This window comes from Serratia sp. LTN-2 (genome assembly GCF_059740205.1).
In genome coordinates this window covers 1-23,201 of the sequence record NZ_JCAXDO010000023.1, presented here as the reverse complement: position 1 = coordinate 23,201, position 23,201 = coordinate 1, and the positions used below count along the sequence as shown (strand labels likewise).

The window sequence follows — 23,201 nt, the reverse complement described above, 5'->3', positions numbered from 1 at the left end:
TTAACGCCGGGCCAGCAGCACGCCGAGCACGATGCCGACAGCGGCACCGATCCCTACGCCCTGCCAGGGTTTGTCACGCACATAGCTGTCGGCTTGATCGACCGCGTCGCGCGCATGCTGTGTCAGACTGGTGGAGCCATTGAACCGCGCCCTTGCGTCGCGCAGCACGCCTTTCGCCTTGCTGTGCAGCTCTTTCAGTTCCTCTTTGGTCTTGTCACCGGACTCACGCAACACTTCATCCAGCGTATCGGCCAACAGAGTGACGTCCTGATCGATGTCGCGTTCTGTTCTTTCTGCTTTCTTAAACATTCGGCTCTCCGTTTCGACACATGTCTTTTAAGTGTAGACCATGCTGAGATTTGTGTGGCCGATCACGGAAAAAAACGACGATTCGCCGGCGTTAACAACCGGCGGCGATGAAATCGCCGTTAGCGCTGACCGGGATCACGGAATTAAACAGCACCAGCGCGAACAGGATAAGAATTACGCCGCCGAGCATTACCGCGATGCGGGAAACCTGTGCCAGATAATAGCCCGTCAGGCCGGGTTGGCTGGTCAGAAAGCGCTCGCGCGCGTGGTGCACCAGCGTGGCGAGGATCATGATCGACAGCCCGGTGCCCAGCGCCATGCTCATGGCGGAGATCACGCCCCAGGTGAACATGCCGATGGCGTTGGCGAAGACCAGGATCAGGATCGCGCCGCTGCACGGACGAATGCCGATCGAGACGATCAACCACAGGGCGTTGCGCCAGCCACCGGTCAGTTCGGCCGCGCTGGGTTGATGTCGGTGGCCGCATTCGCATGCCGCCGTATGCGGATGGTCCGCCGGATGCAGCGCTTTGATGACCGGTGAACGGCGCCACCGCCAGCCGCCGGCGCGCAGGATGACCATCAGGCCGAAGGCGGCGATAAATAACGCGCTGCCTTTTTCTACCCAGTAACGGCTGAGGCTGAGATCGCCCATCGACAGGTTAAGCGCCACCGCCAGCACCACCACGAACACAATGGCAACGACACCTTGCATCAGGCTACCCAATAGGGTGATCAGCCGGCTGGCGTTCAACTGCTGGCGATGGGTGGCCAAGTAGGTCGTGATGACGAACTTGCCGTGGCCGGGGCCGATGGAGTGCAGGAAGCCGTAAGCGAAGCTGGCCAGCGTCAGCATCAGCCCGCCGCTGTATTGCTGGTTGCGCTGCTGCAGCAGATAGAGCACCAGATAGCGGTGCATGTAAATCTGGAAGTTAATGCAGTACTGCACGAACTCCGCCCAGTGCCGCACGAACAGATAGAGCAGCGTCAGCAGCAGCAGGCCGGCGAGGGCCTGGCCGACGTAGCGGCCGGGCGCGTGTTTCAACGAGGCGGTTTTCATAGCTTGAACAGACCTGTGCCGAGGGCGTCTTTCTACAGCATATATCCGCCGATAGGGTTCACAAGCGCCATTCACAAACGTTGTACATTTGGTTACTCGGCGAAACCAATCACTCACGGAAACGGCGGTTTGATTCCACTAGTATCTGTTTCAACGGCTCCACCGGAGCTTACCGAAACAACACTCTGAGGATTTAAAGATGAAAAAAGTATTAGCGCTGATCGTTGCTGCCACTATGGGTCTGTCTTCTGTTGCTTTCGCTGCTGATACTGCAGCTACTGCTCCGGCTACCACCACTGCTCCAGCTGCGACCACCACTACCGCTGCGCCAGCGGCTGCTGCTGAAAAAGCGCCAGCTAAAGCAACGCACCACAAGAAAGCTAAGCACCACAAAAAAGCGCCAGCCCAGAAAGCTCAGGCCGCTAAAAAGCACCACAAAAAAGCGCCAGCTCAGAAAGCCCAGGCTGCTAAAAAGCACCACAAAAAAGCGCCAGTGCAGAAAGCTCAGGCCGCTAAAAAACACCACAAAAAAGCCGGTAAAAAAGCTTAATTAAGTGATGTTTGCGGAACCGAAAGGTTCCGCATGATCCAGCCCGTATTTCAGACACCCGGTTCTTCCGGGTGTCTTCTTTTGAGGCTACGCACGATGATCAATCGCTATCTGTTTGAAGTCATTTTCAGCGCGGTGACCCTGTGCGGGGTGATCGTCGGCTGGGAACTGTTTTTGGCCGGCAGCTTTTTGTGATTACTGCGCCATAGCGGTTTCGTGCAAATGTCGCCAGCCGATTGCGGCGGGCAGACGCTCGAACACCACCGTGGAGTGCCGTAGGGTGGCGCTTTGTCCTGGCAACCGCTGTTTTTCTCGATAACTGACTACCGCGCCCGTCGGCCATTCGGCCACCAGCTTCATCTCTTCTATCTCGATTTCCAATCCCGGTTTGGCGGCGCGATGCGCGCGGAAAAAAGCGCACAGCGCAGTGAAATCCAGCGGGGCGCCGTTCAGCGCGATCATGCTGAAATCCGGCGTAAAGCGCGCCAGCAGCGCCTGTTCCTCTCCAGCCCCTTTGCCCAGCCAGCGCTCAATGGCGATGTGGGCGTCGATCACTTCGGTAAAATACGGGTTCATACAGCATCCTGTTTAGCGTTGAGTTGGCGCACGATGGCGCGGTTGGCGAGACGCAGGCACAACAGCAGCGGAATAAGTACGCTGGCGCCCGCCAGAATAAAGCAGGTTCGGTAGGCGGCTGCGGGTGGCAACACGGTCAGCAGCAGATTCAACAGCAGGCTGAGCAGCGCCACGCCGAGGCAGAAACTGAGCTGGCGGTTGATATTCCACAGCGCGCTGGCGTCCGCCAATTGGCCGTCGGGGATCTGCAGGAACGCGCTGCTTTGCGCGGTGCTGCTGCACAGGCTGCCGCCGAACCCCATCAGGGCGAAGGCGGCGATCTGCAGCACATGCTGCCCGGCCTGATCGATCTGCGCCAGCGTCAGCATGCCGGCGCCTTGCAGCAGGCAGCCGACGATCAAAAGCGGCCGCGGGCCGAGGCGATTAAAGCTTTTGCCGGTCAGCGTGATGGCCAGGAACGACGCCAGCGCCCAGGGCAGCATCAGGCCGCCGACCTGAGCGGCGGGCATCGCCAGCTGGTTTTGCAGATACAGCATCGCCACCAGGCTGACGCCGATGAACAGGCCGGGAATGCATAAGTAAACCGCCATGGCGTTGCGCAGCAGCGGGTCGCCGATCAGTCGCAGGTTCAGCAGCGGTTGCGGAGTGTGCAGGCTATGGCGCAGATAATAGGCCAGCACCAGCAGGCCGGCGATCAGCAGCGCCGTGCCGGAAGCCTGATGACCGGCTTCGCTGAGCCGCGTCAGGCCGAGCAGCAGCAGCGTCAACGCCGCGCAGGCGCTCAGCAGGCCAGTGGCGTCGAGCGGTTTTCGCTCCGTCGCCGATGTTTCCGCGCGCAGCCATAGCGCAGCCAGCGCCAGCGCCAAGGCCGCCAGCGGCAGGTTGGCGAAAAACACCCAGCGCCAATCCAACCGATCGACGAGCCAGCCCCCCAGCGCCGGTGACAGCGCCGGCGCCAGCAGCCCGACTAACATGATGGCCGCCGACAGCCCGGCGCGTTCATGGCTGCGATACAGCTGATAGGTCAGCGTCTGGCCGATGGGGATCAGCAAGCCGCCGCCCATGCCCTGCAGGGTGCGCCAGCCGATCAGCGCACCGATGCTCTCGGCGTTGCCCGCACCGAGGGTGGCCAGCATGAACAGCGCCAGTGAAAGAATAAATACCCGCCGCCCGCCGATGCGCTGCGCCAGCCAAGCGCTGAGCGGGATCACCAGCGTCAGACCGAGAATATAGCCGTTGCTGACCCACGCCAGTTGGCTGACCGACGCCCGCATTGCCTGGCCGATGGCGGGGTAGGCGACGTTGGCGATAAACATATTGATCAGATCGACGAAAAAGCCGAGCAGATAGACGATTGCCACTTTGCTGCGATAAGACATGGTGCCTCCGGTTGAAGGCGAGCAGTGTAGCGGGGGGAAAAGTGCGGATAAATCGGCGGCGGGCGATTACACTGTCAAAATCATTTTGACAATAAGGGCATCGAAATGCTGAATTTGCAGCGCCTGGCGATCTTCGCGGCGGTGGTGGAGGCTGGCAGCTTTACCGCCGCCGCGGTGGCGCTGGGGCAAACCAAGGCGGTGGTGAGCTTTAACGTTAAGCAGCTGGAGAACGAGCTGGGGGTTTCACTGCTGGCGCGCAGCACCCGGCGGCTATCGCTGACCGATGCCGGCGAGCGTTTCTACCAGCGCAGCCTGCAGCTGCTGCAGGAGGCGGAAAATGTGCTGGACGACGTGCGCCGCGATCATCATGGGTTGAGCGGCGTGCTGCGTATCACCAGCACGCCGGAGTATGGCGCGCAGGTGGTGGTGCCGGCGCTGGCGGCGTTTTCGCGGCAGCATCCGCGCCTGCGCATCCAGCATGTCTCTTCTTCTTACCATGCCGATCTGATCTCAGAGCGCTTCGACGTGGCGATCCGCCTGGGGCAACTGGCGGATTCCAGCCACCGTGCGGCCTTGATCGACAGCTTCGCCATTTTTCCGGTGGCGGCGCCGGATTATCTGGCCGACCGGCCGATCCATTCGCTGACGGATCTGGCACAGGCGCAGTGGATCGCCCACAGCCGGCTCAGTTCGCCGCTCAGCTGGCAGGTGGTCACGCCGCAGCGCGAAGCGGTGCTGTTCAAGGTCGCGGACGCCGCGACGCTCACCGGCGACAGCGCTGCGGCATTGCTGGCGTTCACCTTGCATGGCGGCGGCGTGGCGCTGTTGCCGGCGTGGCTGGCGCAGCCCGCAATCGATGCCGGCAGGCTACAACGGTTGCTGCCGGATCACCGTTTCCCTGAGCAGAGCATCTATGCGCTCTACCCGAACACCCGCCATGTGCCGGAGAAGGTGCGGGCGTTTATCGATTTTCTGCGCGCACGGGTGGCGACAAACCGTTAGCGAAATAATAATTCGTTATCACTCTCTCATTTATCATCAGATCCCATCGGGGTATGCTGGAGAGCTTCGTCTACCTCGTCCGATGCGAGCCACCTTCGATGACCGCAGAAAATAACCTCCAGTTGAACCGACGCATTCTGTCCGTGGTGATGTTCACCTTCGTCTGCTACCTGACCATCGGCCTGCCGCTGGCGGTGCTGCCGGGATTCGTGCATAACCACCTGGGCTACAACTCGGTGCTGGCAGGACTTATCATCAGCGCGCAGTACTTTGCCACGCTGTTCAGCCGCCCGCACGCCGGGCGCTACGCCGATCTGCTGGGGCCGAAGAAGGTGGTGCTGTTCGGCCTGGCGTGCTGCGGCGTCAGCGGCCTGTTTTACGCGCTGGCGTTCGGCGTTGACGGCTGGCCGTGGCTCAGCCTGCTGCTGCTGTGCGTGGGGCGGGTGTTTCTCGGCGTCGGCGAGAGTTTCGCCAGCACCGGTTCCACGCTGTGGGGCATCGGCCGGGTCGGGGCGATGCACACCGCGCGCGTGATTTCCTGGAACGGCGTCGCCACCTACGGCGCAATGGCGGCCGGTGCGCCGCTCGGCGTATATCTGAACCAGCAGTGGGGATTGGCCGGTGTGGCGGCGCTGATCGTGCTGGCGGTTGCAGTCGCGCTGCTGTTGGCGAGCGGCAAACCGGACGTCTCGATCGCCGCCGGGCAACGCATCGCCTTCAGCGCGGTGCTCGGCCGTATCTGGGCCTATGGCCTGGGGCTGGCGATGGGCACCGTCGGCTTCGGCGTGATCGCCACGTTCATCACCCTTTACTACGCCGACAAGGGCTGGAGTGGCGCGGCGTTTTCGCTGACGCTGTTCAGCTGCGCCTTCGTCGGCATCCGCCTGATCTTCAGCAATGTCATCAACCGCCACGGCGGTCTGAAGGTGACGCTGGCGTCGTTTCTGGTGGAGATCGTCGGGCTGCTGTTGATCTGGCAAGCCGGCGAGCCCTGGATGGTGCAAACCGGTGCGTTGCTGGCCGGCGCCGGTTTTTCGCTGGTGTTCCCGGCGCTGGGCGTCGAGGCGGTGAAGCAGGTGCCACCGCAGAATCAGGGGACGGCGCTCGGCACCTATTCGGCCTTCCTCGATCTGGCGTTGGGCATCACAGGACCGCTGGCCGGGCTGTTGATTGGGCAAGCGGGCGTGCCGTCGATCTATTTGGCAGCGGCGCTGCTGGTAGCGCTCGGAGTATTGCTCACTCTGCGTCTGTTGCAGCAGCGTCGGGCCTGAGTCAGGAATAGTCTGAAACCCGGATTCCTCCCCAGAAAATCATTGTTTCGGTGAATGATTACGGTAAGGTCGCTCAGCGGTCCAGAATGAGAGGAGGAATCGATGTATTTACGGCCGGATGAAGTGGCTAAAGTGTTGGAGAATACCGGCTTTGAGCGTGATTATGTCACCGATCAGGCCTATGGCTACCGCAAGGGCGCACACTATGTGTATGTGAATCGCGAAGCGCGGATGGGCAGAACCGCGTTGGTGATCCACCCGGCGCTGAAAGAGAAAAGCGTGCATTTCGCCACGCCGACCTCGCCGGTGCGCACCAGCGAACAGTATCTGGAGTTTCCCCTGGATTTAAGCGGCGACGCCCCGAACCAGCGTTACGGCATCGCACACGGCTTCAGCTCGCGCGAAGCGCTGTCGCGCTACCTCTACAGCATGTTCCTGTAATCGGTCCCCCGCCCCAGGGGGACGCTATCAGCCGTGGGCCAATGCTTCGCGGTTGAAACGTTCATTGTAGGCGCGACGGAACTGCGCCAGTTCAAACGCATCGATATCCAGCTCGGCGAAGTAAAACAGCGCCGCTTCCGTGTGTTCGGCGTGTAGCTCCGGCGACAGCCCGGCGCGCAGCAGCACATCGCGCCATTGGCCGATCTGTTCGTCATCCGCCTGCTTGATGAACGTCAGGTAGATGAACAGCAGGTAAGCGGCTTGGTGCATCTCTTCGGTGTAGCCGTTGTTCAGCATGCGGATAAAGGTCTGGCTTTGGCGGCCGCCCATTTCCTGGATCATCGATTCGATCAGCATCGGTTTGACCCTCAGCAGATGGGCCAGCGAATCGATGGCTTTACGGGTGTCGGACGTCAAAATGCGGTAACCGATAATAAATACGACGATCAGGGCGGCGAGGATGATCCAGGTCATTTAGGCTTTATTACACTCTCAATACGCCAGAAGAGGGGCGGGAGGCGCTGTGCGACAGCGCCTGTTATCAATGCTGTTCGCCGCTGAAATTACCGACCGCGCTCTGTTGGCGCAGGTGGTGATTGAAGGTGGCCGCGTCTTTGGCCAGCGCATCCAGATGGGCGCCGAGCATTTTGATCTGCTTCACCAGCGCATGCTGTTCCGGCACCGAGCTGGCGGTGCTCAGCTTGCGCACCAGTTGTTCATTCTGCGCCCGCAGCGCGGCTTCGCGCTGTTTGGCTTCTTCCAGCAGTTGCTGCAGCGCCTGGTAGCTTTGCTGCCATTCGCGGTGTTGCCGTTCGAAGCTGCTCTGCAACTCATTCATCGCATTTTGAAACTGGATTTCCAGCTCGCGCATTGTCATGGGCTCGATCCTTTGCGGCACTCAATGATGGCTTAGCAGTATAGCGAAAACTGCTCGCAAGCTCACCCGTTGACGACAAATGAGACAAATGCCGCTGACAATTCCCGGCTTGCAACCGCGCCAAGGCGTCTTACAATCGTCCCCATCCCCGGCCGTAAAGGCTGCCGTTCAAGAGAGGTGGAACCATGAGCGAGCAGGAAAAAGACTTTTTTGAACAGGCGATGGCGGACGTGGTGCCGCTGGCGAGCGGGCGGCAGACGCTGTACCTCAAGCCGCAGGAGACGGCGGACAAAAGCGCGCGGCGCGAAGCGCAGCGGCTGCTGCAAGAAAATTTCCTCAGCACTGATTTTCTCGAGGTGATCCCCTGTGAACAGCCGCTGGAGTTCAAAGGGGAAGGCATTCAGCAGGGCGTGCTGGACAAGCTGCGCAACGGCCGTTACCCGCCGCAGGCGTCGCTGAATCTGCTGCGTCAGTCGGTTGAAGCCAGCCGGCAGGCGCTGTTTCGCTTTATCGTGCAGGCGGAGGCGCAAAACCTGCGTTCGCTGCTGATCGTACACGGCCGCGGGCGCCAGAACGAGAGCCATCCGAATATCGTGCGCAGTTACGTCGCCAAATGGCTGGCGCAGTTTGAACAGGTGCAGGCGTTTTGCCGCGCCTTACCCCGCGACGGCGGTGAGGGCGCCTGCTACGTCACGCTGCGTAAATCGGCGCAGGCCAAGGCGGAAAACTTCGAGCGCCACGCCAAGCGCAGCCGTTGAAAGGATAATCCAAATAAAATGGCCGGCGAATCTCGCCGGCCATCGATGAATTATTTATTAAATATTTTATAGTCCAGCGAATAACGGCCGGCGCCGGTCACCGCCAGCAACAGCAAACCGCCAATGATGCTGATGTTTTTAAAGAAGTTGATTTCGTTACCCATCATTTCCATGCCGGTCATCTTCCAGAACGGATGGCCGATAAACGCAGTGCCCAGAACATACAGGGCGAAAATGACCGCGATAGGGCGAGTAAACAGGCCGAGAATAAGCGCGATGCCGAAAATAAACTCCACCACCACGGCGATAATCGCCGCCAAATAAGGCATCGGCGTGCCATAGCCTTCCATCGCCGTGACGGTCGCACCGAAGTTGACCAGTTTCATCCAGCCGAAAATGATAAACAGAACCATCAGTAGAATGCGGGACAGCAGAATTACGCCGTCTTTTGAGCTATCACCCATTTCGAACTCCTTAGCCACTGTCGGAATTATGTTGTCTTGCTGATTAAAGATTAGATCAATTTACGTTTTTTTCTAGCGGCGGCGGGCGGTTGCGCCTCTTTTTTCGGTGAGCGAGACGCGTGGTGAAGCCGGCGACATTGCCTATACTTGAGCCTGGAGCAAAAACAATAAAACAGGCAATGTGAGGCCATGATGGACGAGGAATTGACCGCAACCGGTTACCGCCGTTATTCCGGCGACAAGATTGACGTTTATTTTAACAGCGCGATCTGCCGCCATTCCGCCAACTGCGTGCGCGGCAACGCGGCTATTTTTACCCTGAACCGCCGCCCGTGGATTATGCCGGACAATGCCGAGCCGGCCGAGGTGAAACGCGTTATCGACACCTGTCCCAGCGGCGCACTGAAATATAGGGAGAAATAATATGGATCATAAAATATTGGCAGACGATAAGCGTTTTTATATCAATGATGAGCAGGGCAAGCTGATCGCCGAGATCTCTTTCGTGCCGAGCGGCGACAAGCTGACCATTATCGATCACACCTGGGTAGATGAGTCATTGAAGGGGCAGGGCGTCGGCAAAAAGCTGGTGGCGCTGGTGGTGGAGAAAATGCGTGCGGAACAGCGCAAAATCATTCCGCTGTGCCCGTTCGCCAAGCATGAGTTCGATACCACTCCGGCCTATCAGGACATTCGCGCCTGAGGCGATAACGGGGCGCGGCGCGCCCCGGTCATTCAGCAGACGCCGAAATCGCCGTCTTCGTGGTACAGCGCCACGTCGCTGGCCTGCACCTCCGTGCGCTGCTCTTGACCCAGTTCATTCCAGCTGCAAACCAGGGTTTCGCCGTCGATCGCCACCACGGTCATCTTTGGGCCGCCGGTGGTGCGTTGCACAAAATCACCGATATTGAATGCCATGCGTTCCTCCACAACAGATTAAACCTCATCTATTGATAACACAGAATGGCGCTGCCGTTGGCAGATGTTTCGTTATGTATTAATTTATACAGCGATTATCAACAAGGAGAGCAGAATAACATGCCGGGATTATTGATGTTTTATGTGGGCGGTACGGCGCCGGGCGCCAATATTGAGTTGCACGACGTGCAGTTTGCGGCGGCGGATCGGCCGGAAGAGGCTTACCCGCTGCTGCGTGAAAAGTGGTTTGGCGACAAGCGCAAGGTGCATGTCGACGGCTATGCGCGCATCGACTGGGCAGACGGTTACGACGTAAGCCTGGAACCTGCGCCGTTCGCCGGTGAAGAGAAGCTGTTTTTCGTCAATGTGGGCGGTTACCGCAGCGATGAGCTGGCGGAACTGCACCAGTTCGGCCTGTTCGTGGCGCGTTCCGCCGATGAGGCCAAAGACAAGGCCAAGCGGGTGTTGCTGAGAGACAGCGCGCAGCAACACAAGGATGATCTGGCTGAAGTGGACGACTGCCTGCTGCTGCAGGCGCTGCAGGGTTATCACGTTCATCTGCGGGCCAACCCGCACGGCAAGCCGGCCCGGCCGCTGTGGCAAGGGTATCTGCCGATCGGCGAACCGGCGTTATAACGCCGCCAGCGCCTGCAGCTGTTGCCGCAACCAGCGGCAGGCCTCCGGTCTGCCGTTCTTACGGTGCAGGTAGATTTTGATCTGATACGACGGCACCGGAAACGGCAGGGGGTGGACATCCAGTACCGCCGCCTGGCGTAATTTTTGCGCGGCGTAATGCGGCATGCTCATCACCAGTTCGCTGTCGGCGACGATGAACGGTGCGCCCAGCAATGAAGGCGTGCGAATGGCGATATCGCGTTGCAGCCCCAGTTTGTCGAGCTGATAGTCAATGACGCCGCGCTGCTCGTTCCACGGCGTCACCACCAGATGGCGCGCCCGCAGGTAATTTTCCAACGTCAGTTCGCCGTATCTTGCGCTGAACGCGGGCGAACAGATCGCCACATACTCATCCTCCAGCCAGCTCACCTCGTCGATCTCCGGGTAGCTTTCGCCGTCGGTTTCGGTAAAGCCCAGCGCGAAATCGATGCGCCCCGCCAGCAGATCGTTCAGCGCCACTTTGCGCTCGGAATAGCGCAGCTGAAATGACAGCCCAGGCGCCAGACGTTGCATCTGCGCCATCAGCGCCGGAAACACCGCGAAGGCGGTGTAATCGGTAATGGCGAAAGTGAAGCTTTCTCGGCTTTCGGCGGGGATGAAGCGCGGGCGCGGATGCAGCCCTTTAGACAGCAGCGCCAGGCTTTCGCTGACGGTAGGAGCCAGGCTGTCGGCATACACCGTCGGGTGCATGTCGTTGCCGACCCGGTAGAACAGCTCGTCCGCCAGCGCCTTGCGCAGCCGGATCAGCGCGTGGCTCAGCGCCGATGCGCTGAGGGCCAATTCTGCGGCGGCGCGCGTCACCGACCGCAGCCGATACACCGCCTCGAACACCAGCAGCAGGTTGAGATCGAGACGTTTCAAATCCAGATGCATGATATTCATTACCTGTTGATGAAAATGCAGTTCATACAGTATTGGAGGCGCTATATGCTGGCAAGCACAGTCATCAATACACTCAGGATTCACCATGACCATTGAGATTTACCCGGCGCAAAAAAGCGATGCCAAACTGATTCTGGATATGATTATCGAGCTGGCGGTGTACGAAAAGGCGCGGGAGCAGGTGCTGGCCAGCGTGGAAGATATCGAACGCAGCCTGTTTGGACCGGGCGCCTGTTCCGAAGCACTGATTTGTACGGTGAACGGCGAGCCGGCGGGCTATGCGGTGTTCTTTATGAGTTACTCCACCTGGCTGGGTAAAAACGGCATCTATCTGGAAGATCTGTACGTGGCGCCGAAGCATCGCGGCGCGGGCGCCGGTAAAACCCTGCTGCGGCACATCGCCCGGCTGGCGTGCGAGCGGCAGTGCGGCCGCCTGGAGTGGAGCGTGCTGGACTGGAATCAACCGGCCATCGATTTCTACCTCAGCATCGGCGCTCAGCCGCAGGGCGAGTGGGTGCGCTATCGCATGGAGGGCGAGGCGCTGACGCACTTCGCGGCGCACGGGGCGGCGCTGCCGGCGCAATAGCCGTTGGGGGGAGGCGGCCTCCCCAAATTTGGCGGTGTTAATGGTGTACTGCGGGTAAATCAGGCAAGCATCAGGCGGGTTTGCGGGCGGCAAGAATGAAGATCATCGGGCGTTCCTGCTCTTCGTCCAGCGCCGGATTAGCGGCGATTTGCTGCGCGCTGGGGCCCCATTCGTTCAAATACGCAATGATAAACCCTTGCTGCGCCAGCGGATTGATATAGCTGCCGAGCGTGCGGTGCTGCTTGATGACGCCTTCCGCCAGCCAGTTGGAGACGCGCTGGCCTTCCCGTTGGTAGCCGTTGACCGGCCAGGATTTCTGCCCGTTGCCGTCGGTCAGCCAGCCCTGCTGCGCCGGGGCGGTGTAGATCGGGTGCTCGGCGGTGAAGATAAACTGCCCACCGGGTTTCAGCGCGGCGTAAACCGTGGCGAACAGCGCGGCCAGATCTTCCAGGTAGTGCAGCGTCAGCGAGCTGTAGACCAGATCGTAACTTTCCGGTGGCAGCTGCAGCTGCGCCAAATCTTGCCGACGATACTCGATGTCCGCGTCGGCAGTCATCTCCCGCGCCCTGGCCAGCATCTTTTCCGAGACGTCCAGCCCCAGTACTTTGGCGGCGCCCTGTTCGCGCGCGCTGCGGCAGAACCAGCCGTAGCCGCAGCCGAGATCGACCACGCTTTTGCCCTGTAAATCCGGCAGGATACGGCGGATGGCGGGCCATTCCGGCGCGCCGTCCAGGCCATGCTGCGAACGGCTGAGCTGCGCGTAGCCGTCGAAGAAGGCCTGATTGTCATAGATGTTTTGCGTCATGATGACTCCTTGGGGTGAATGACGGCGGCGGAATGCCGCTGCCATACTCTGCATATTGCGGCATAATTCTACGCTGACAATATCGATAACAGGAATGACGATGGACATGATTTCGGTGCGGCAAGCGCCCGAGCTGGCGCCGCGCGCCATTGCCTATTTTCAGCGGCACTGGGCCACGGCAGAGACGCTGATGATGTATGAAGACGCCATCAACCGCAGCATCGGCGCCGCTAACCTGCTGCCGCAGTGGTACCTGCTGATGGAAAATGACCAGATCCTCGGCTGTGCGGGGCTGATTACCAACGACTTTATCAGCCGCGGCGAGCTCTATCCCTGGCTATGCGCGCTCTACGTAGAAGAAACGCAGCGCGGCCGGGGTTACGGCGCCAAACTGATTGAGCATGTGGCGGCGGAAACTCGCCGGTTGGGCTTCCCGCAATTGCACCTGTGTACCGATCTGGAAGGGTACTACGAGCGCAGCGGTTTCGTGTATAACGGGCTCGGGTATCATCCCTGGGGCGAGGCTTCGCGGGTCTATTCGCGGGTGCTGTAAACCCCTCTACCTTGTTCTGCTCAGGCCTGACGGTGAGCCGGAAAGAGGGTTCAGTTAGTCTTCCCGGTTTGGCCGATGATATTGGCCATACCCCGTTTTCAGCCGGCAAGCGTTAAGCCAATGGCCTGACGGCTGGGCTTTCCTATACGGGCTGATAGTCTGATGGGTTGCTGACTCATATTTAATCTTATTTGAAATAAAATAGATTATTCGCTCTGTTTATTATTGGATTCCTTTAGTTTGCGATGAGAGGGATATATTTATTATTAATGACCTTTAGTCTTCTCTATATTTGTTTTTCTTGTGGTGAGATTGCTAATTAAAGATGATTGTCACAGGGGGATTTTCCTGCTTTGTAGGGCGCGGCTGCGTTTTTTTGTAATTAATATCTACATAATGTCATTTATTTTCGTACATGTGCTAAATCAACGCGGTTAATTGGCTTTATATTTCAATTTTTCCATTGAGAAGCTAAATTGGCCGCTCACTTATCGGCGCCGGCACCGTGGCACCTTTTGGTCCTGGCCTGAATAAGTGAGCGTTAGCGCCTCAATAACCGGCAGGGGAAATACTTTGCCGCTCAGCCTATTGGCGCAGCGGCAAACGCACGGACTCATGGAATGGAAAGCCTATCGGAATGAAAAATAAAGTGTTGCAAGCAGGGGCCTTTACCCTGTGGGTGTTTTTCTCCGCCCAACTTATCGCTGCGCCTTCGGCCGAGATAAAGGTTTCAGGAAAAATAAAGTATTCAGGATGCTCCGTTATTGCCGGCAACAATGGCGTTTACGACTATGGTGCCGTGTTAGGCAATGCTTCTGGTGGCGGCAAGCAGCTGTTGCCGACCCTGAGGCAAACCTGGCAGATACGCTGCGAAGGTGATGCTTATCTGGCATTGATTCCGACGGACAATCGGGCGGCGAGCCGCAGCGAACCGGCATTGCACTATTTTGGATTGGGCAACACGCCGGATGGGCTGCCTATCGGCTATTTCATGCTCGGCCTGACTCAATCCAGCGTAAATGGCGCGCCGGCGCTGTTGCGTTCACGCAGTTCAACCACCGCATTACCGAGCGCTGCGGTTTCATTGCGGTCCGGCGAGCGCACCGAATGGCTGCAGCCTGATGCGACGCGCGTCGCCGGGCGCGCCTATACCATGGATATCTCGGTCACGCCCGTTCTGACCGCCGCCACACCGGTGACCGACAAAACGGCGCTGGACGGCTCAGTAACGCTGAGTTTCGTATTTGGGCTCTGAATAATAAAAAAACAAAAAGCAATACCGCATGCCGTTTCTGCATTGCCTGAGGCCATTACGGCTAATCGCAGTGAGCGTGAATGAGCGAGGGGATTTTATCTCCGCCAAACGTCCTGTTTTCGGTTTTAAACAGGGCAAGTATTAACTATGAATATGGATAATTCATTATGAAAAAAACAGTAATCTCTGCAAGCATCGCCTCAATGATGTTGATGGCGAATGTCGCGACTGCCGCATCCATGTCGCCGGAACTGAAAGTCAAAGGGCAGATGGCGGTGCCGTCTTGCCAGGTGACCATCATGAATGACGGGGTTTTCGATCTGGGGAAATTGTCGAATACGTTGATCAACACGTCGACTGCCACGGCGTTGAGCAAGTCGCAAAAAGAACTCGCCATTATTTGTGAAGCCGATACCTTTTTAAACTTCACCGTAGTCGATAACCGTGAAGGCAGCGCCAGCACCGCGGGCGGCACCCACTTTGGCCTGGGCAGCGTTAATGGTTCCGGCAAGCTCGGATATTACAAGGTGAACGTGTTCAGTGCGGCGGTTAACGCCACGCCTTCTGCGTTATACAGCGTTAAAAAAGGCACCACGACCTTCTCCACGGCCAATTCCGTTTATCTTGATAAAGGCAACGTCGTCGGCTGGGGCAAAGGCGGCAATGTGCAAAACAGCGGTAAAAGTTTCCGTGCAGTGCTTGAGGTTGAACCTTATCTGGCTTCTTCCAAAGACATGAATGGCCCGATCACCGACAGCGTAAAACTGGATGGTTCTTCCACGCTCAGTTTCGCGTACGGCATTTGAGTGCCTGAAGGTTTTTTTGGACTGTAGCGATATAAGGAAGCCGAATAATGAATAAATTTACGTTGCGCATGATGGCGGCTGCGATGCTGCTGGTCGCCGGCGGCAGTCAGGCCGCCGGCCCGACTGCGGAAATCAAAGTGGTGGGGGAACTGGTGGCGCCGACCTGCGAAGTGTCGCTGCCCAATGACGGGATCTTCGATTACGGCAGTATCAGCCATATGCGGATCAATAAAGACAACGCCGTCAGTTTAGGAACAAAAGGCGGCGGCACTATGGAAGTGAAATGCGATGCTGAAACGCCGATGACCTTCAATGTGATCGATAACCGTCTGGGCACCGCCAGCGAAGCGGGCAAAACCTTCGGTCTCGGCAGTATCAACAATACCGGCAAACTGGGTTTTTATGCGATCACTGCCTATTTTCCTCAGGTTGATGGCAGAACCGTGAATATGTTCGTGGCTCAAGACGGCACGATCTCGGGACCCTCAGCTTCGGTACAGCTTGAACATGGCAAACGGGCCGGCTGGGCCCAGCTCTCCGGCAATACGCTGGCCATCGGCAAGACCTTCACTGTGCAACTGCTGGTTGAAGCCTTCCTGGCCAAAAGCGGCGATATGCACGGCGGCATCGGCGAAGATACCAACCTGGACGGCTCCACCACGCTGGAGTTCGGTTTCGGACTCTAATGCCTGATGGATAGCGCAAGGGGGAGCTTCTCCCCCTTTTTCTGAACCTGCCAACTCCTGAATTAACCCCGAGAAGATGACGTGTCTATAAGACAAAGGGCATCGGTGCTGCTGTTTCTGTTGGTCTGGCCGATGACGAAAGCCATTGCCTCCGGATTTGATGTCAAAACCCTGGCGCAGCTGGGGTACAACGCGGATATCGCCGAATTTTTCACTACCGCCCGGTTTTTGCCGGGCGTGCATCGGGTGACGCTGGAGGTCAACGCCGCGCAGCGTTACCAGGAAGAGGTGCGTTTCGATGCGCAGGGTGAGCTTTGCCTGGATGAACGGCTGGCGGAAACGCTGCGTTTGCGGGCCGTGCCGCCGCCGGGAGCCTGCGAACGTTTTGACGCGCATTGGCCGCAGGCGACGGTGCGGCCGTTTCCCGGCGCCTTTCGGGTGGAAATCACCCTGCCGGAAGTGGCGTTCGATGCGGACAAGCTGCGCACCGAACAGTCGGGCGGCCATGCGCTGCTGCTGAACTATGACCTGTACGGCAACCGCCGCCAGGGGCGCTACGGCAATCAGCAGACGCTGCAGGCGATGCTGGAGCCGGGCATCAACCTGCGCAACTGGGTGCTGCGCAATCGCTCAAACTACAGCAACGACGAGCGCGGCAGCCGGCTTGAGGTGTACGAGACCTCGGCGACCAAAGATTTTCCCGCCTGGGGCGCCTTTGTTCAGCTCGGCGAGTTCAGCGCCGGCGGCGCGCTGAGCGGCAACGTGCCGCTCAGCGGCGGGCAGCTGGCCTCTCTGGATACCGGCGCGCGCGGCGCGGTGTTGACGGTGCCACTGCAGGGCAGCGTGACGAGCCCGGCGACGCTGGAGGTCAAACAGCGCGGGCAGGTGATGTATCGCACCCTGCTGCCGGCCGGGCCGTTTTCGCTGAGCGAGCTGGGGCCGGTGATGGCCGGGGTGGAGACCGAGGTGACGCTGACCGAAACCGACGGGCGGCAGCAGCGCTTTACGGTGACGCCCGATAGCGGCGACCCGGCGGGGCAGAGCGGCGATTACCGGCTGGCGGCGGGGCGTTACCGGCCCTACGGCGCCGGCCGCGATGGCGCCTCGCCGCCGGCGCTGCTGCTGGGCGAGAAGGCATTCCGCGATGAGCGGGGCGGCCTGATGACGGCGGGCGGGCTGCTGGCGCGGACCTACCAGCGGCTGGGATGGCAGGGCACGCGGGGGGATGCCGACGGCAACTGGCTGTCGGCCGGCGCGATTTTCACCCGCGGCCGGCAACGGGGGGCGCAGCTGGAGGTGCTCGGGCAGCGGGCGCTGGGGCAAAACCTGGCGCTGTCGCTGTCGTCGCAGTACCGCACCGAAGGCTTTCGGGAGGCGGATGAAGCGCTGAATTCGCCCGCAGCGGAAGACGCGGGAGCGACCCGGCTGCGCTACAGCGGCGGGCTGGCGCTCTCCTGGCGCACCCTGAACGCCGGCGCACTGACCTACTCGCTGTCGCACGAGCGTTATTACCGCGACAGCCGCCGCAGCTGGACGCATGCGCTGGCGTACGGCATCAGCCTGGGGCGGGCGACGCTGAGCGTCAACCTGCAGTCTTCCGCCTATGACCGCGCGGCGGTTTACGCCGGGCTGAGCCTGCCCTGGGGCGCGGGCAGCCTCAGCAGCCGGTTGCAGGCGCGGCGCAACAATCAAATGACGCTGGGCGGCAGCTGGCAGGGGCCGGTAAGCGACCGGCTGAACGGTTACCTGGACGTGACGCGGGATGCGGATGGCGACTATCAGACCGCCGGCAGCCTGAGCGGCGAGACGCCTTATACCCGGCTGGCGCTGGGGGCCTCGCGCAGCGGGCAGGGCAGCCGCTCGCTGTCGCTGTCGTCGTCGGGCGGGCTGGGGGTGGCCAACGGCACCTGGGTGACGTCGCCGCAGCGCATCGGCGACACCTTCGCGGTGATGAAGGTGCCGGGGCAGTCCGGCGTCAGCGTGTCGGGTGGCGGCAGCGGCATCACGGATTTCGCCGGCGATGCGCTGTTGCCGGCGCTGATGCCCTATCTGCCGCTGCGTGCGCAGGTCGATACGCTGTCGCTGCCGCTGAACCTGCGGCTGGACAGCACCGAAGCGGCGTTTGAGCTGGCGCGCGGCACGGTGGCGGAGCGGCGCTTTCGGGTGACCGAAGTGCGCCAGCTGCTGCTGACCCTGCGGGATGAGAACGGGACGCCGCTGCCGACCGGGGCGTCGGTGCATGACGAGCGGGGGCAACTGCTGGGCACGCTGATAGGCGAGGGCAATCTGATGCTGGTGAATGACGATATCGGCAAGGCGCTGCGGGTGCGGCGCCTGAATATGAACGAATGCGTGGTGAGTTACGCGGTACCGGCGGCGTTCGATCCGTCGGTGCTGTACGAAGAGGGGGATGGCGTCTGCCGTGCGGCGGGCAGCCAGGCCCCATAACGGATGAAAAGAGAGGAGCAAGCATGATGATAAAACGGAGTCTGGCACAATGGCTGGGTGGGGTGTGGCTGGCGCTGGGGCTGGCGCACTCCGCCGGGGCGTCGTTTCAGCTGGAGAGCATGGGCATCGTGCTGGAGGAGAACCCGGGGCGGGTGAACTTCAGCATCCGGAACGGTTCATCGGAGCCGATACTGCTGGCGACGAAGGTGGAGGATTTGGATGGCAAAGGGTTCAGCAAGGCGGTGCTGCTGTCGCCGCCGATAGCGCGCATCGAGGCGGGGCAGAGCCAGCAGGTGAACTTCGTACTGAAGCCGGGCACGGTGCTGCCGCATGAGGTGATGCTGAAGGCGTCGTTCGAGGGCATAGGCCAGGCGGTGGACAACAGCGCGCGCATGCCGGTGCGCCAGAGCATCGGGCTGATATTGCAGCCGAAATCGGTGGCGGTAAGCAAGACGCCGTGGGACGACCTGCAGCTGAGCGCGGCGGACGGTCGGCTGACGATAACCAACGCCGGCCAGCACGTGGTGCGGCTGGCGCCGCAGCTGGCGCTGCAGCCGTCGGGCAAGATGGCGACGCTGAACAACTACTACCTGATGGCCGGAGAGACGCAGACGCTGGCGGTAGAGGGCCGGCCGACATCGGTGGTGATCACGCCGCTGAGCCGCTACGGCTTCAAGCAGGAGGCCGTCACGCTGGCGGTGAAATAATATGACCAAGGCCAAATCGCCCGGTGAGAGCCAACGGGCGATTTGGCTGGGCCTTTCTCGCTGCTGCGGTTTAACCGTAGCACTTCTTATGCTTTTTCCCACAGCAGTTCCTGCGTCAACGCGTACATGATGGTCTGTTCCGAGTTGCCATTGGCGCTGCCGGCCGTGATGATATGAACTTTTTCTTGTCAGCGCATTTTATCTTCGGTATGAAGAATGTTCTGATAATAATGATTTCGTCACATTGAGGGCGCGATGAATAACAGGATGACTCATATGTTAATTGGCGCTCTTATTGGCGTAGCGGCCAGCGTTATCTATTTTAAATGTTTCGATAACCTGAGCGTGCAGGGGAGCCGTGAATTATCCTTGAGCCAGGCGATAGAGAATGCATTACCATCCGTTGTATATATATATTCTAAGGATTGTAATGGTGGTGATTATGGTTGCCCGCTAGGGACCGGCGTCATTATGGACCGGGTGGGGCATGTGGTGACGAATTATCACGTGGTCAATGGAATAAAAACTACCGTGGCTCTGTTGAGCGATGCGAGCATAAGGCCGGTGACCCTTGTCGGTTACGATAAGTTGACCGATTTGGCGGTATTGAAGATAGAGCCGGCGGGAACGGCGCCGATCCGTATTAACGATCGTAACAAGCTCAAGGTTGGCGATTTTGTTCTGGCGATTGGCAATCCTTACAACCTGGTCGGTTCGGTTTCACATGGCATTGTCAGCGCGATTGGCCGCAGCGGCTTCGGCGTTATCGGCAGGCAAACATTTATTCAAACCGATGCGCCTATCAATAAAGGTAATTCCGGCGGGCCGTTGGTGAATTCATTCGGTGAAATGATCGGTATGAATACGTCGGTCTTCTCGGTAGACAAAGATCTGAACAGCGTGGCTGGCATCAGCTTTGCTTTGCCGGCGCCGCTGGTGAAGAACGTGATGCAAAAAATTGTTGCGGATGGCAGAGTGATTCGCGGCTGCATTGGGGTGGAGGCCGCCAATGTCAGTCGTTCCAGCGAACATATTGGCGGAAAATATCAGGTTACGGTCACCGGGGTGAAAAATAAAAGGCCGGCGAGTGAAGCGGGGATAACGATAGGTGATGTTATAACTACTGTAGCAGGAAATAACATTAATAATGCACAAGAGGCGCTGAATATTTTTGCCGAGACGCCACCAGGCCGTGTTATTGATATCATAATGGAAAGAAACAGTGAAAAATTTGTTTCTAGCGTGGTGGTTGATGATTGTCAAAATGAGTGAAGGCTCTGCTTGGTTGACAGGAATGGTGGGTTTTATATTGATTTTTACTGTGTTGTAACTCAGTGTATTCAATGGCTTTTTCGTTTATTTGTAAGAATATTCCTATCAATATTGCGTTGTGATATCATATAAGCGATCAACAAGAGGTGCGCTATGGCTTATGTGATAAACAACAGAATAATTTATCGAGAAGATATCTCTGAGCTTTGCGTTATTGATGATGAACAGCCAAAAGTCTCGCTAACGGCGACGATTAACAGATTGCTATTAGTATTTATAAAAAATGATAATAAAGTGTTGAGTCGCGACTTCTTGCTCAGTCACGTATGGGGAAGCTATGGGCAGATCGAGTCCGGCAATAACCTGAACAACGCGCTTTCGCAGCTGCGCAAGGCTTTCTCTGAGCTGGGGGAAAATGAGGTATTAGTCACGTTGCCGAAACAGGGCATTCAGCTCCAGGCGAGAGTCTTTCGCACGGAAGAGCCTGCTGATGATACGGTAGTTAAGCGGGTGAGCGTCATGGCCGACACAGGAAAAAAACGGCGCATAAAGTATGTTTGGGAGAGCCTGGCGCTGGCCGTTTTTATCCTGGGGTTGATGGTCTTCGGCGCCGGGGTGCGTCAGGTTTCAATTCCCACTGCGCAATTCATTCCCGGCGAACGTATAAACAACTGCGATGTCGAGATGATCAACAGCCACCATAAGCTGGTGCGTTCCAGCATCTCCTCTCAGGATGTGGCGCAGAACATCGCGGCAAACGGGTTTGGCTGTGAAAAGCCGGCGACGATTTATTATTACAACGGCGGCGCGCTGGTTCTCAGCGCTTTACATTCGTTAGCGACTTTCTTTGCCTATTGCCCTAAAACGCAAGGGAATATCAGCGCAGCTTGCGAGAATGTGTATGTCTTCAGAAAATAGAACGAGAAGGCTGTTGCTGATGGCGGTGAGCGCGCTTGGCGTTGCGCTTATTCTTACCGGTTTATACCTGCGTTTTTTCACCCCGATAATGCCGGAGTGCAATGCGGTGATTCGCTCGGAGTATCATGACGGCGATTTATCTCTGTCGCGGGTGATTTTTATCAGCATTGTTAACATCAACGATCGGGAAAGCGCATTTATCATCAATGGTACGGCGACATACAATAACCGTCACTTTACCCTCGCGCGAACCATCAACATGAAGTATAGCGCGAGTGAGGGGCGATTTTTACTGCGCCCAACCAGCATTGTCCGGCGCCCAAAAGACGACAGTGACAACGCCGTCGTGGACAGCCTGTTTCCCGTCGTTGGGAAAGATATTTTGTTTACGGTCGAAAAGGTCAATGATAAGCAATATATTTTTGCCGATAATCACTCCCCGAACTTTATCTGTAACCGCCGCTAACACCCCCCTGCTGTACCGGCCCTTCTGCGGGGGCCGGCGTCATTGTTTCAGGTTGACCGTTTTACAGGGCGCGCCCCCCTGTTTTAGACAGTAGGTCATCATGGCTGAGGTGGTGTCGCCGTCGTTATCGTTCACCTGGTTGTATAAGTATACGCTGGCGTCGCTGCCGCAATCGTAGTCGAACTCGCTCAGCAGCCGCCTGGCCGATGAAATATCCTGCGTGCTGTCGATGGCGAAGATGCTGCAGCTATGATATTTGCCGATAAAACTCAGATCGTTGTTCGCCGTATAGTGATAGACCGCGCCGCCGATCGCCACGAGGCAGCAGGCCAGCAACAGGGCGAGCGGTTTTATGCGTTTTATTTTCCCTTTCAGCGTCAGGCGGTTTGCATCAGGCGAATTATTGGCGTTTTCATCCGCTAACACAACTACCGACTCCGCAACGAATTTAAACCCCTGCCGCGGATAGGTGACCAGAATATCCTCTTCCCCCAGCTGCGCCAGCGTTTTACGTAACCCCGAGATGTAGTTGCTCAGGTTATTATTGGAGGCCGTCAGGCCGTGATTGTTCCACACCTCGTCCAGTAAGCGTTCCCTTTCCGCAATTTCATTATTGCTTTCAATAAACAGTGAAAGCAACCTCTGTGCCGGCTTTAATAAAACGATTTCTTTGTCACCTTTTTTACTGCGTGACAGCGTTCCCTTACGCTCATCATAGATGATGGCATTATTTATAATGTATTTCATCTTGTTCCCTGTAAATAGTTCGTCCGGTATTAATAATGTGGCTCGTCAGCTTTTTTTTCAACTACCTTGCCTGTCGGTAAATTAGAATATTCTTAATTTGTGCTTTTAATTGCTTAATTAAATGTAAGTCAGTCGGTTTTTTTATTTACAGTGACTGTAATCTTTGATCTGATTTGGCATTAAAATCTATTTTTTGTTATTTTGCGATATACATATCCTTAATTTATATTAATATTCAGTTTTATATTCCATGATTGCTTTCTGGGTAGTAGATTGTTCTCACCGGTTTGATGGCCGGCGGCAGAGAAAAACCTGCGCTGATAAATATTAGTGAAGAACGTTTTGTCTGCAGATAAAAGGCAGTTGCTTTTAACTCTTTTTACTTACTAAGGAATGTAAGAACTATGAAACTGAATAACATCATGATGGCGGCAGTGGTTGCCTTTGGCATGTCTTCCAGCGCATTCGCGGCCGACCAGGGCCACGGTAAAGTGACCTTCACCGGCTCGATTATCGATGCGCCGTGCTCTATTTCACCTGAAGCTGTGGACCAGACCGTTGAGCTGGGTCAGATCTCCAAGGTGGCGCTGCTGAACGGCGGCCAGTCTACCCCGCGCAACTTCTCCATCGATCTGGAGAACTGTACGTTCTCAACTAACGCTCAAGGCGCTCTGGAGAAAAACAAAGTGGCGCTGACCTTTACCGGCATGGAGTCCCAGGCCAACAACGGTCTGCTGGGCATCACCGGCAACGCCAAGGGCGCCGCCGTGGCCATCACCGACGGCTCCGG

30 protein-coding genes are annotated in these 23,201 nt (G+C 57.8%); 19 read left to right on the top strand and 11 right to left on the bottom strand.

Annotation, left to right across the window (positions count from 1 at the left end; all coding sequences use genetic code 11):
- A complete protein-coding gene (locus tag AC6BYQ_RS25370) occupies positions 1 to 309 on the bottom strand; it encodes an ElaB/YgaM/YqjD family protein (protein ID WP_004928950.1) in 309 nt (102 codons plus the stop codon).
- A gap of 91 nt (positions 310 to 400) precedes the next feature.
- Complete coding sequence (locus AC6BYQ_RS25365) at positions 401 to 1,369, bottom strand: nickel/cobalt transporter (RefSeq protein WP_498057699.1); 969 nt, start codon at positions 1,367 to 1,369, stop codon at positions 401 to 403.
- Between the two features lie 199 nt (positions 1,370 to 1,568).
- Here AC6BYQ_RS25365 and asr point away from each other — a divergent pair, with 199 nt between their 5' ends.
- A complete protein-coding gene (gene asr / locus AC6BYQ_RS25360) occupies positions 1,569 to 1,919 on the top strand; it encodes an acid resistance repetitive basic protein Asr (protein WP_004928953.1) in 351 nt (116 codons plus the stop codon).
- 195 nt (positions 1,920 to 2,114) lie between these two features.
- Here asr and AC6BYQ_RS25355 read toward each other — a convergent pair whose 3' ends face one another.
- Entirely contained in the window at positions 2,115 to 2,495 is a 381-nt protein-coding gene (locus tag AC6BYQ_RS25355; RefSeq protein WP_063919950.1) for a DUF4440 domain-containing protein, read from the bottom strand.
- Entirely contained in the window at positions 2,492 to 3,874 is a 1,383-nt protein-coding gene (locus AC6BYQ_RS25350) for an MFS transporter (protein WP_063919949.1), read from the bottom strand. Before AC6BYQ_RS25350 ends, AC6BYQ_RS25355 begins: the two co-directional genes overlap by 4 nt.
- Before the next feature lie 105 nt (positions 3,875 to 3,979).
- Between AC6BYQ_RS25350 and AC6BYQ_RS25345 the strand changes: the two genes are divergently transcribed.
- The 3 genes from AC6BYQ_RS25345 (at position 3,980) to AC6BYQ_RS25335 (ending at position 6,588) form a co-directional block, all read left to right on the top strand.
- Complete coding sequence (locus AC6BYQ_RS25345; RefSeq protein ID WP_498057698.1) at positions 3,980 to 4,876, top strand: LysR family transcriptional regulator; 897 nt, start codon at positions 3,980 to 3,982, stop codon at positions 4,874 to 4,876.
- A gap of 98 nt (positions 4,877 to 4,974) precedes the next feature.
- On the top strand, positions 4,975 to 6,147 hold the full coding sequence (locus AC6BYQ_RS25340) for an MFS transporter (RefSeq protein ID WP_019455569.1): 1,173 nt from the start codon (positions 4,975 to 4,977) through the stop codon (positions 6,145 to 6,147).
- Between the two features lie 102 nt (positions 6,148 to 6,249).
- Positions 6,250 to 6,588: a DUF2002 family protein gene (locus tag AC6BYQ_RS25335; protein ID WP_019455568.1), complete on the top strand. Its 339-nt coding sequence runs from the start codon at positions 6,250 to 6,252 to the stop codon at positions 6,586 to 6,588.
- Between the two features lie 27 nt (positions 6,589 to 6,615).
- On the opposite strand, the gene AC6BYQ_RS25330 is transcribed toward AC6BYQ_RS25335, so the two are convergent.
- The gene (locus tag AC6BYQ_RS25330; RefSeq protein ID WP_019455567.1) at positions 6,616 to 7,062 is read right to left on the bottom strand and encodes a DUF1198 family protein; all 447 of its coding nucleotides are present in this window, start codon (positions 7,060 to 7,062) and stop codon (positions 6,616 to 6,618) included.
- 67 nt (positions 7,063 to 7,129) lie between these two features.
- Positions 7,130 to 7,465: an MbeD/MobD family mobilization/exclusion family protein gene (locus tag AC6BYQ_RS25325; RefSeq protein ID WP_099784257.1), complete on the bottom strand. Its 336-nt coding sequence runs from the start codon at positions 7,463 to 7,465 to the stop codon at positions 7,130 to 7,132.
- A gap of 185 nt (positions 7,466 to 7,650) precedes the next feature.
- Between AC6BYQ_RS25325 and smrA the strand changes: the two genes are divergently transcribed.
- Positions 7,651 to 8,223, top strand: coding sequence for a DNA endonuclease SmrA (gene smrA / locus AC6BYQ_RS25320; protein ID WP_154747714.1), 573 nt, complete (start codon positions 7,651 to 7,653; stop codon positions 8,221 to 8,223).
- 50 nt (positions 8,224 to 8,273) lie between these two features.
- Here the strand turns inward: smrA and AC6BYQ_RS25315 are convergent, their stop codons facing one another.
- Positions 8,274 to 8,687 (bottom strand): DoxX family protein, encoded by a 414-nt coding sequence (locus tag AC6BYQ_RS25315; RefSeq protein ID WP_019452262.1) that lies wholly within the window; start codon positions 8,685 to 8,687, stop codon positions 8,274 to 8,276.
- Positions 8,688 to 8,879: 192 nt separating this feature from the next.
- Here AC6BYQ_RS25315 and AC6BYQ_RS25310 point away from each other — a divergent pair, with 192 nt between their 5' ends.
- Complete coding sequence (locus AC6BYQ_RS25310) at positions 8,880 to 9,110, top strand: (4Fe-4S)-binding protein (protein WP_498057712.1); 231 nt, start codon at positions 8,880 to 8,882, stop codon at positions 9,108 to 9,110.
- A gap of 1 nt (position 9,111) precedes the next feature.
- On the top strand, positions 9,112 to 9,390 hold the full coding sequence (locus AC6BYQ_RS25305; protein WP_004928983.1) for a GNAT family N-acetyltransferase: 279 nt from the start codon (positions 9,112 to 9,114) through the stop codon (positions 9,388 to 9,390).
- Positions 9,391 to 9,422: 32 nt separating this feature from the next.
- Here the strand turns inward: AC6BYQ_RS25305 and AC6BYQ_RS25300 are convergent, their stop codons facing one another.
- The gene (locus tag AC6BYQ_RS25300; protein WP_019452265.1) at positions 9,423 to 9,605 is read right to left on the bottom strand and encodes a GDFGVC terminal motif YodC-like protein; all 183 of its coding nucleotides are present in this window, start codon (positions 9,603 to 9,605) and stop codon (positions 9,423 to 9,425) included.
- 120 nt (positions 9,606 to 9,725) lie between these two features.
- On the opposite strand from AC6BYQ_RS25300, the gene AC6BYQ_RS25295 reads away from it, so the two are divergent.
- Complete coding sequence (locus AC6BYQ_RS25295; RefSeq protein ID WP_063919941.1) at positions 9,726 to 10,241, top strand: DUF1543 domain-containing protein; 516 nt, start codon at positions 9,726 to 9,728, stop codon at positions 10,239 to 10,241.
- Here the strand turns inward: AC6BYQ_RS25295 and AC6BYQ_RS25290 are convergent.
- Positions 10,236 to 11,162, bottom strand: coding sequence for a LysR substrate-binding domain-containing protein (locus AC6BYQ_RS25290; RefSeq protein ID WP_198637333.1), 927 nt, complete (start codon positions 11,160 to 11,162; stop codon positions 10,236 to 10,238). The genes AC6BYQ_RS25295 and AC6BYQ_RS25290 overlap by 6 nt on opposite strands.
- 85 nt (positions 11,163 to 11,247) lie before the next feature.
- Between AC6BYQ_RS25290 and AC6BYQ_RS25285 the strand changes: the two genes are divergently transcribed.
- Positions 11,248 to 11,748 (top strand): GNAT family N-acetyltransferase, encoded by a 501-nt coding sequence (locus AC6BYQ_RS25285; RefSeq protein WP_154747707.1) that lies wholly within the window; start codon positions 11,248 to 11,250, stop codon positions 11,746 to 11,748.
- A 70-nt stretch (positions 11,749 to 11,818) separates the two neighbouring features.
- Here AC6BYQ_RS25285 and AC6BYQ_RS25280 read toward each other — a convergent pair whose 3' ends face one another.
- Positions 11,819 to 12,553 carry a class I SAM-dependent methyltransferase gene (locus AC6BYQ_RS25280; RefSeq protein WP_498057697.1) on the bottom strand — a complete coding sequence of 245 codons (735 nt, stop codon included), beginning with the start codon at positions 12,551 to 12,553 and terminating at the stop codon, positions 11,819 to 11,821.
- A 100-nt stretch (positions 12,554 to 12,653) separates the two neighbouring features.
- Between AC6BYQ_RS25280 and AC6BYQ_RS25275 the strand changes: the two genes are divergently transcribed.
- From AC6BYQ_RS25275 to AC6BYQ_RS25235, 9 genes are all read left to right on the top strand, one after another.
- Positions 12,654 to 13,106, top strand: coding sequence for a GNAT family N-acetyltransferase (locus tag AC6BYQ_RS25275; protein ID WP_498057696.1), 453 nt, complete (start codon positions 12,654 to 12,656; stop codon positions 13,104 to 13,106).
- A gap of 637 nt (positions 13,107 to 13,743) precedes the next feature.
- Positions 13,744 to 14,361: a DUF1120 domain-containing protein gene (locus tag AC6BYQ_RS25270; protein ID WP_498057695.1), complete on the top strand. Its 618-nt coding sequence runs from the start codon at positions 13,744 to 13,746 to the stop codon at positions 14,359 to 14,361.
- 167 nt (positions 14,362 to 14,528) lie between these two features.
- Positions 14,529 to 15,167, top strand: a complete 639-nt coding sequence (locus AC6BYQ_RS25265) for a DUF1120 domain-containing protein (protein ID WP_498057694.1) — start codon at positions 14,529 to 14,531, stop codon at positions 15,165 to 15,167.
- 47 nt (positions 15,168 to 15,214) lie between these two features.
- Positions 15,215 to 15,853, top strand: coding sequence for a DUF1120 domain-containing protein (locus AC6BYQ_RS25260; protein ID WP_498057693.1), 639 nt, complete (start codon positions 15,215 to 15,217; stop codon positions 15,851 to 15,853).
- Positions 15,854 to 15,934: 81 nt separating this feature from the next.
- A complete protein-coding gene (locus AC6BYQ_RS25255) occupies positions 15,935 to 18,301 on the top strand; it encodes a fimbria/pilus outer membrane usher protein (protein ID WP_498057692.1) in 2,367 nt (788 codons plus the stop codon).
- A gap of 23 nt (positions 18,302 to 18,324) precedes the next feature.
- On the top strand, positions 18,325 to 19,008 hold the full coding sequence (locus tag AC6BYQ_RS25250; protein WP_498057691.1) for a fimbria/pilus chaperone family protein: 684 nt from the start codon (positions 18,325 to 18,327) through the stop codon (positions 19,006 to 19,008).
- 276 nt (positions 19,009 to 19,284) lie between these two features.
- A complete protein-coding gene (locus AC6BYQ_RS25245; RefSeq protein WP_498057690.1) occupies positions 19,285 to 20,280 on the top strand; it encodes a S1C family serine protease in 996 nt (331 codons plus the stop codon).
- A 153-nt stretch (positions 20,281 to 20,433) separates the two neighbouring features.
- On the top strand, positions 20,434 to 21,198 hold the full coding sequence (locus tag AC6BYQ_RS25240; RefSeq protein WP_498057689.1) for a winged helix-turn-helix domain-containing protein: 765 nt from the start codon (positions 20,434 to 20,436) through the stop codon (positions 21,196 to 21,198).
- Positions 21,182 to 21,664, top strand: a complete 483-nt coding sequence (locus AC6BYQ_RS25235) for a FidL-like protein (protein WP_498057688.1) — start codon at positions 21,182 to 21,184, stop codon at positions 21,662 to 21,664. The genes AC6BYQ_RS25240 and AC6BYQ_RS25235 overlap by 17 nt, the downstream gene beginning before the upstream one ends.
- Before the next feature lie 39 nt (positions 21,665 to 21,703).
- On the opposite strand, the gene AC6BYQ_RS25230 is transcribed toward AC6BYQ_RS25235, so the two are convergent.
- Positions 21,704 to 22,411: a winged helix-turn-helix domain-containing protein gene (locus AC6BYQ_RS25230; protein WP_498057687.1), complete on the bottom strand. Its 708-nt coding sequence runs from the start codon at positions 22,409 to 22,411 to the stop codon at positions 21,704 to 21,706.
- A gap of 404 nt (positions 22,412 to 22,815) precedes the next feature.
- Between AC6BYQ_RS25230 and AC6BYQ_RS25225 the strand changes: the two genes are divergently transcribed.
- A partial coding sequence (locus tag AC6BYQ_RS25225) for a fimbrial protein (RefSeq protein ID WP_498057686.1) occupies positions 22,816 to 23,201 on the top strand: 386 nt, incomplete at its 3' end.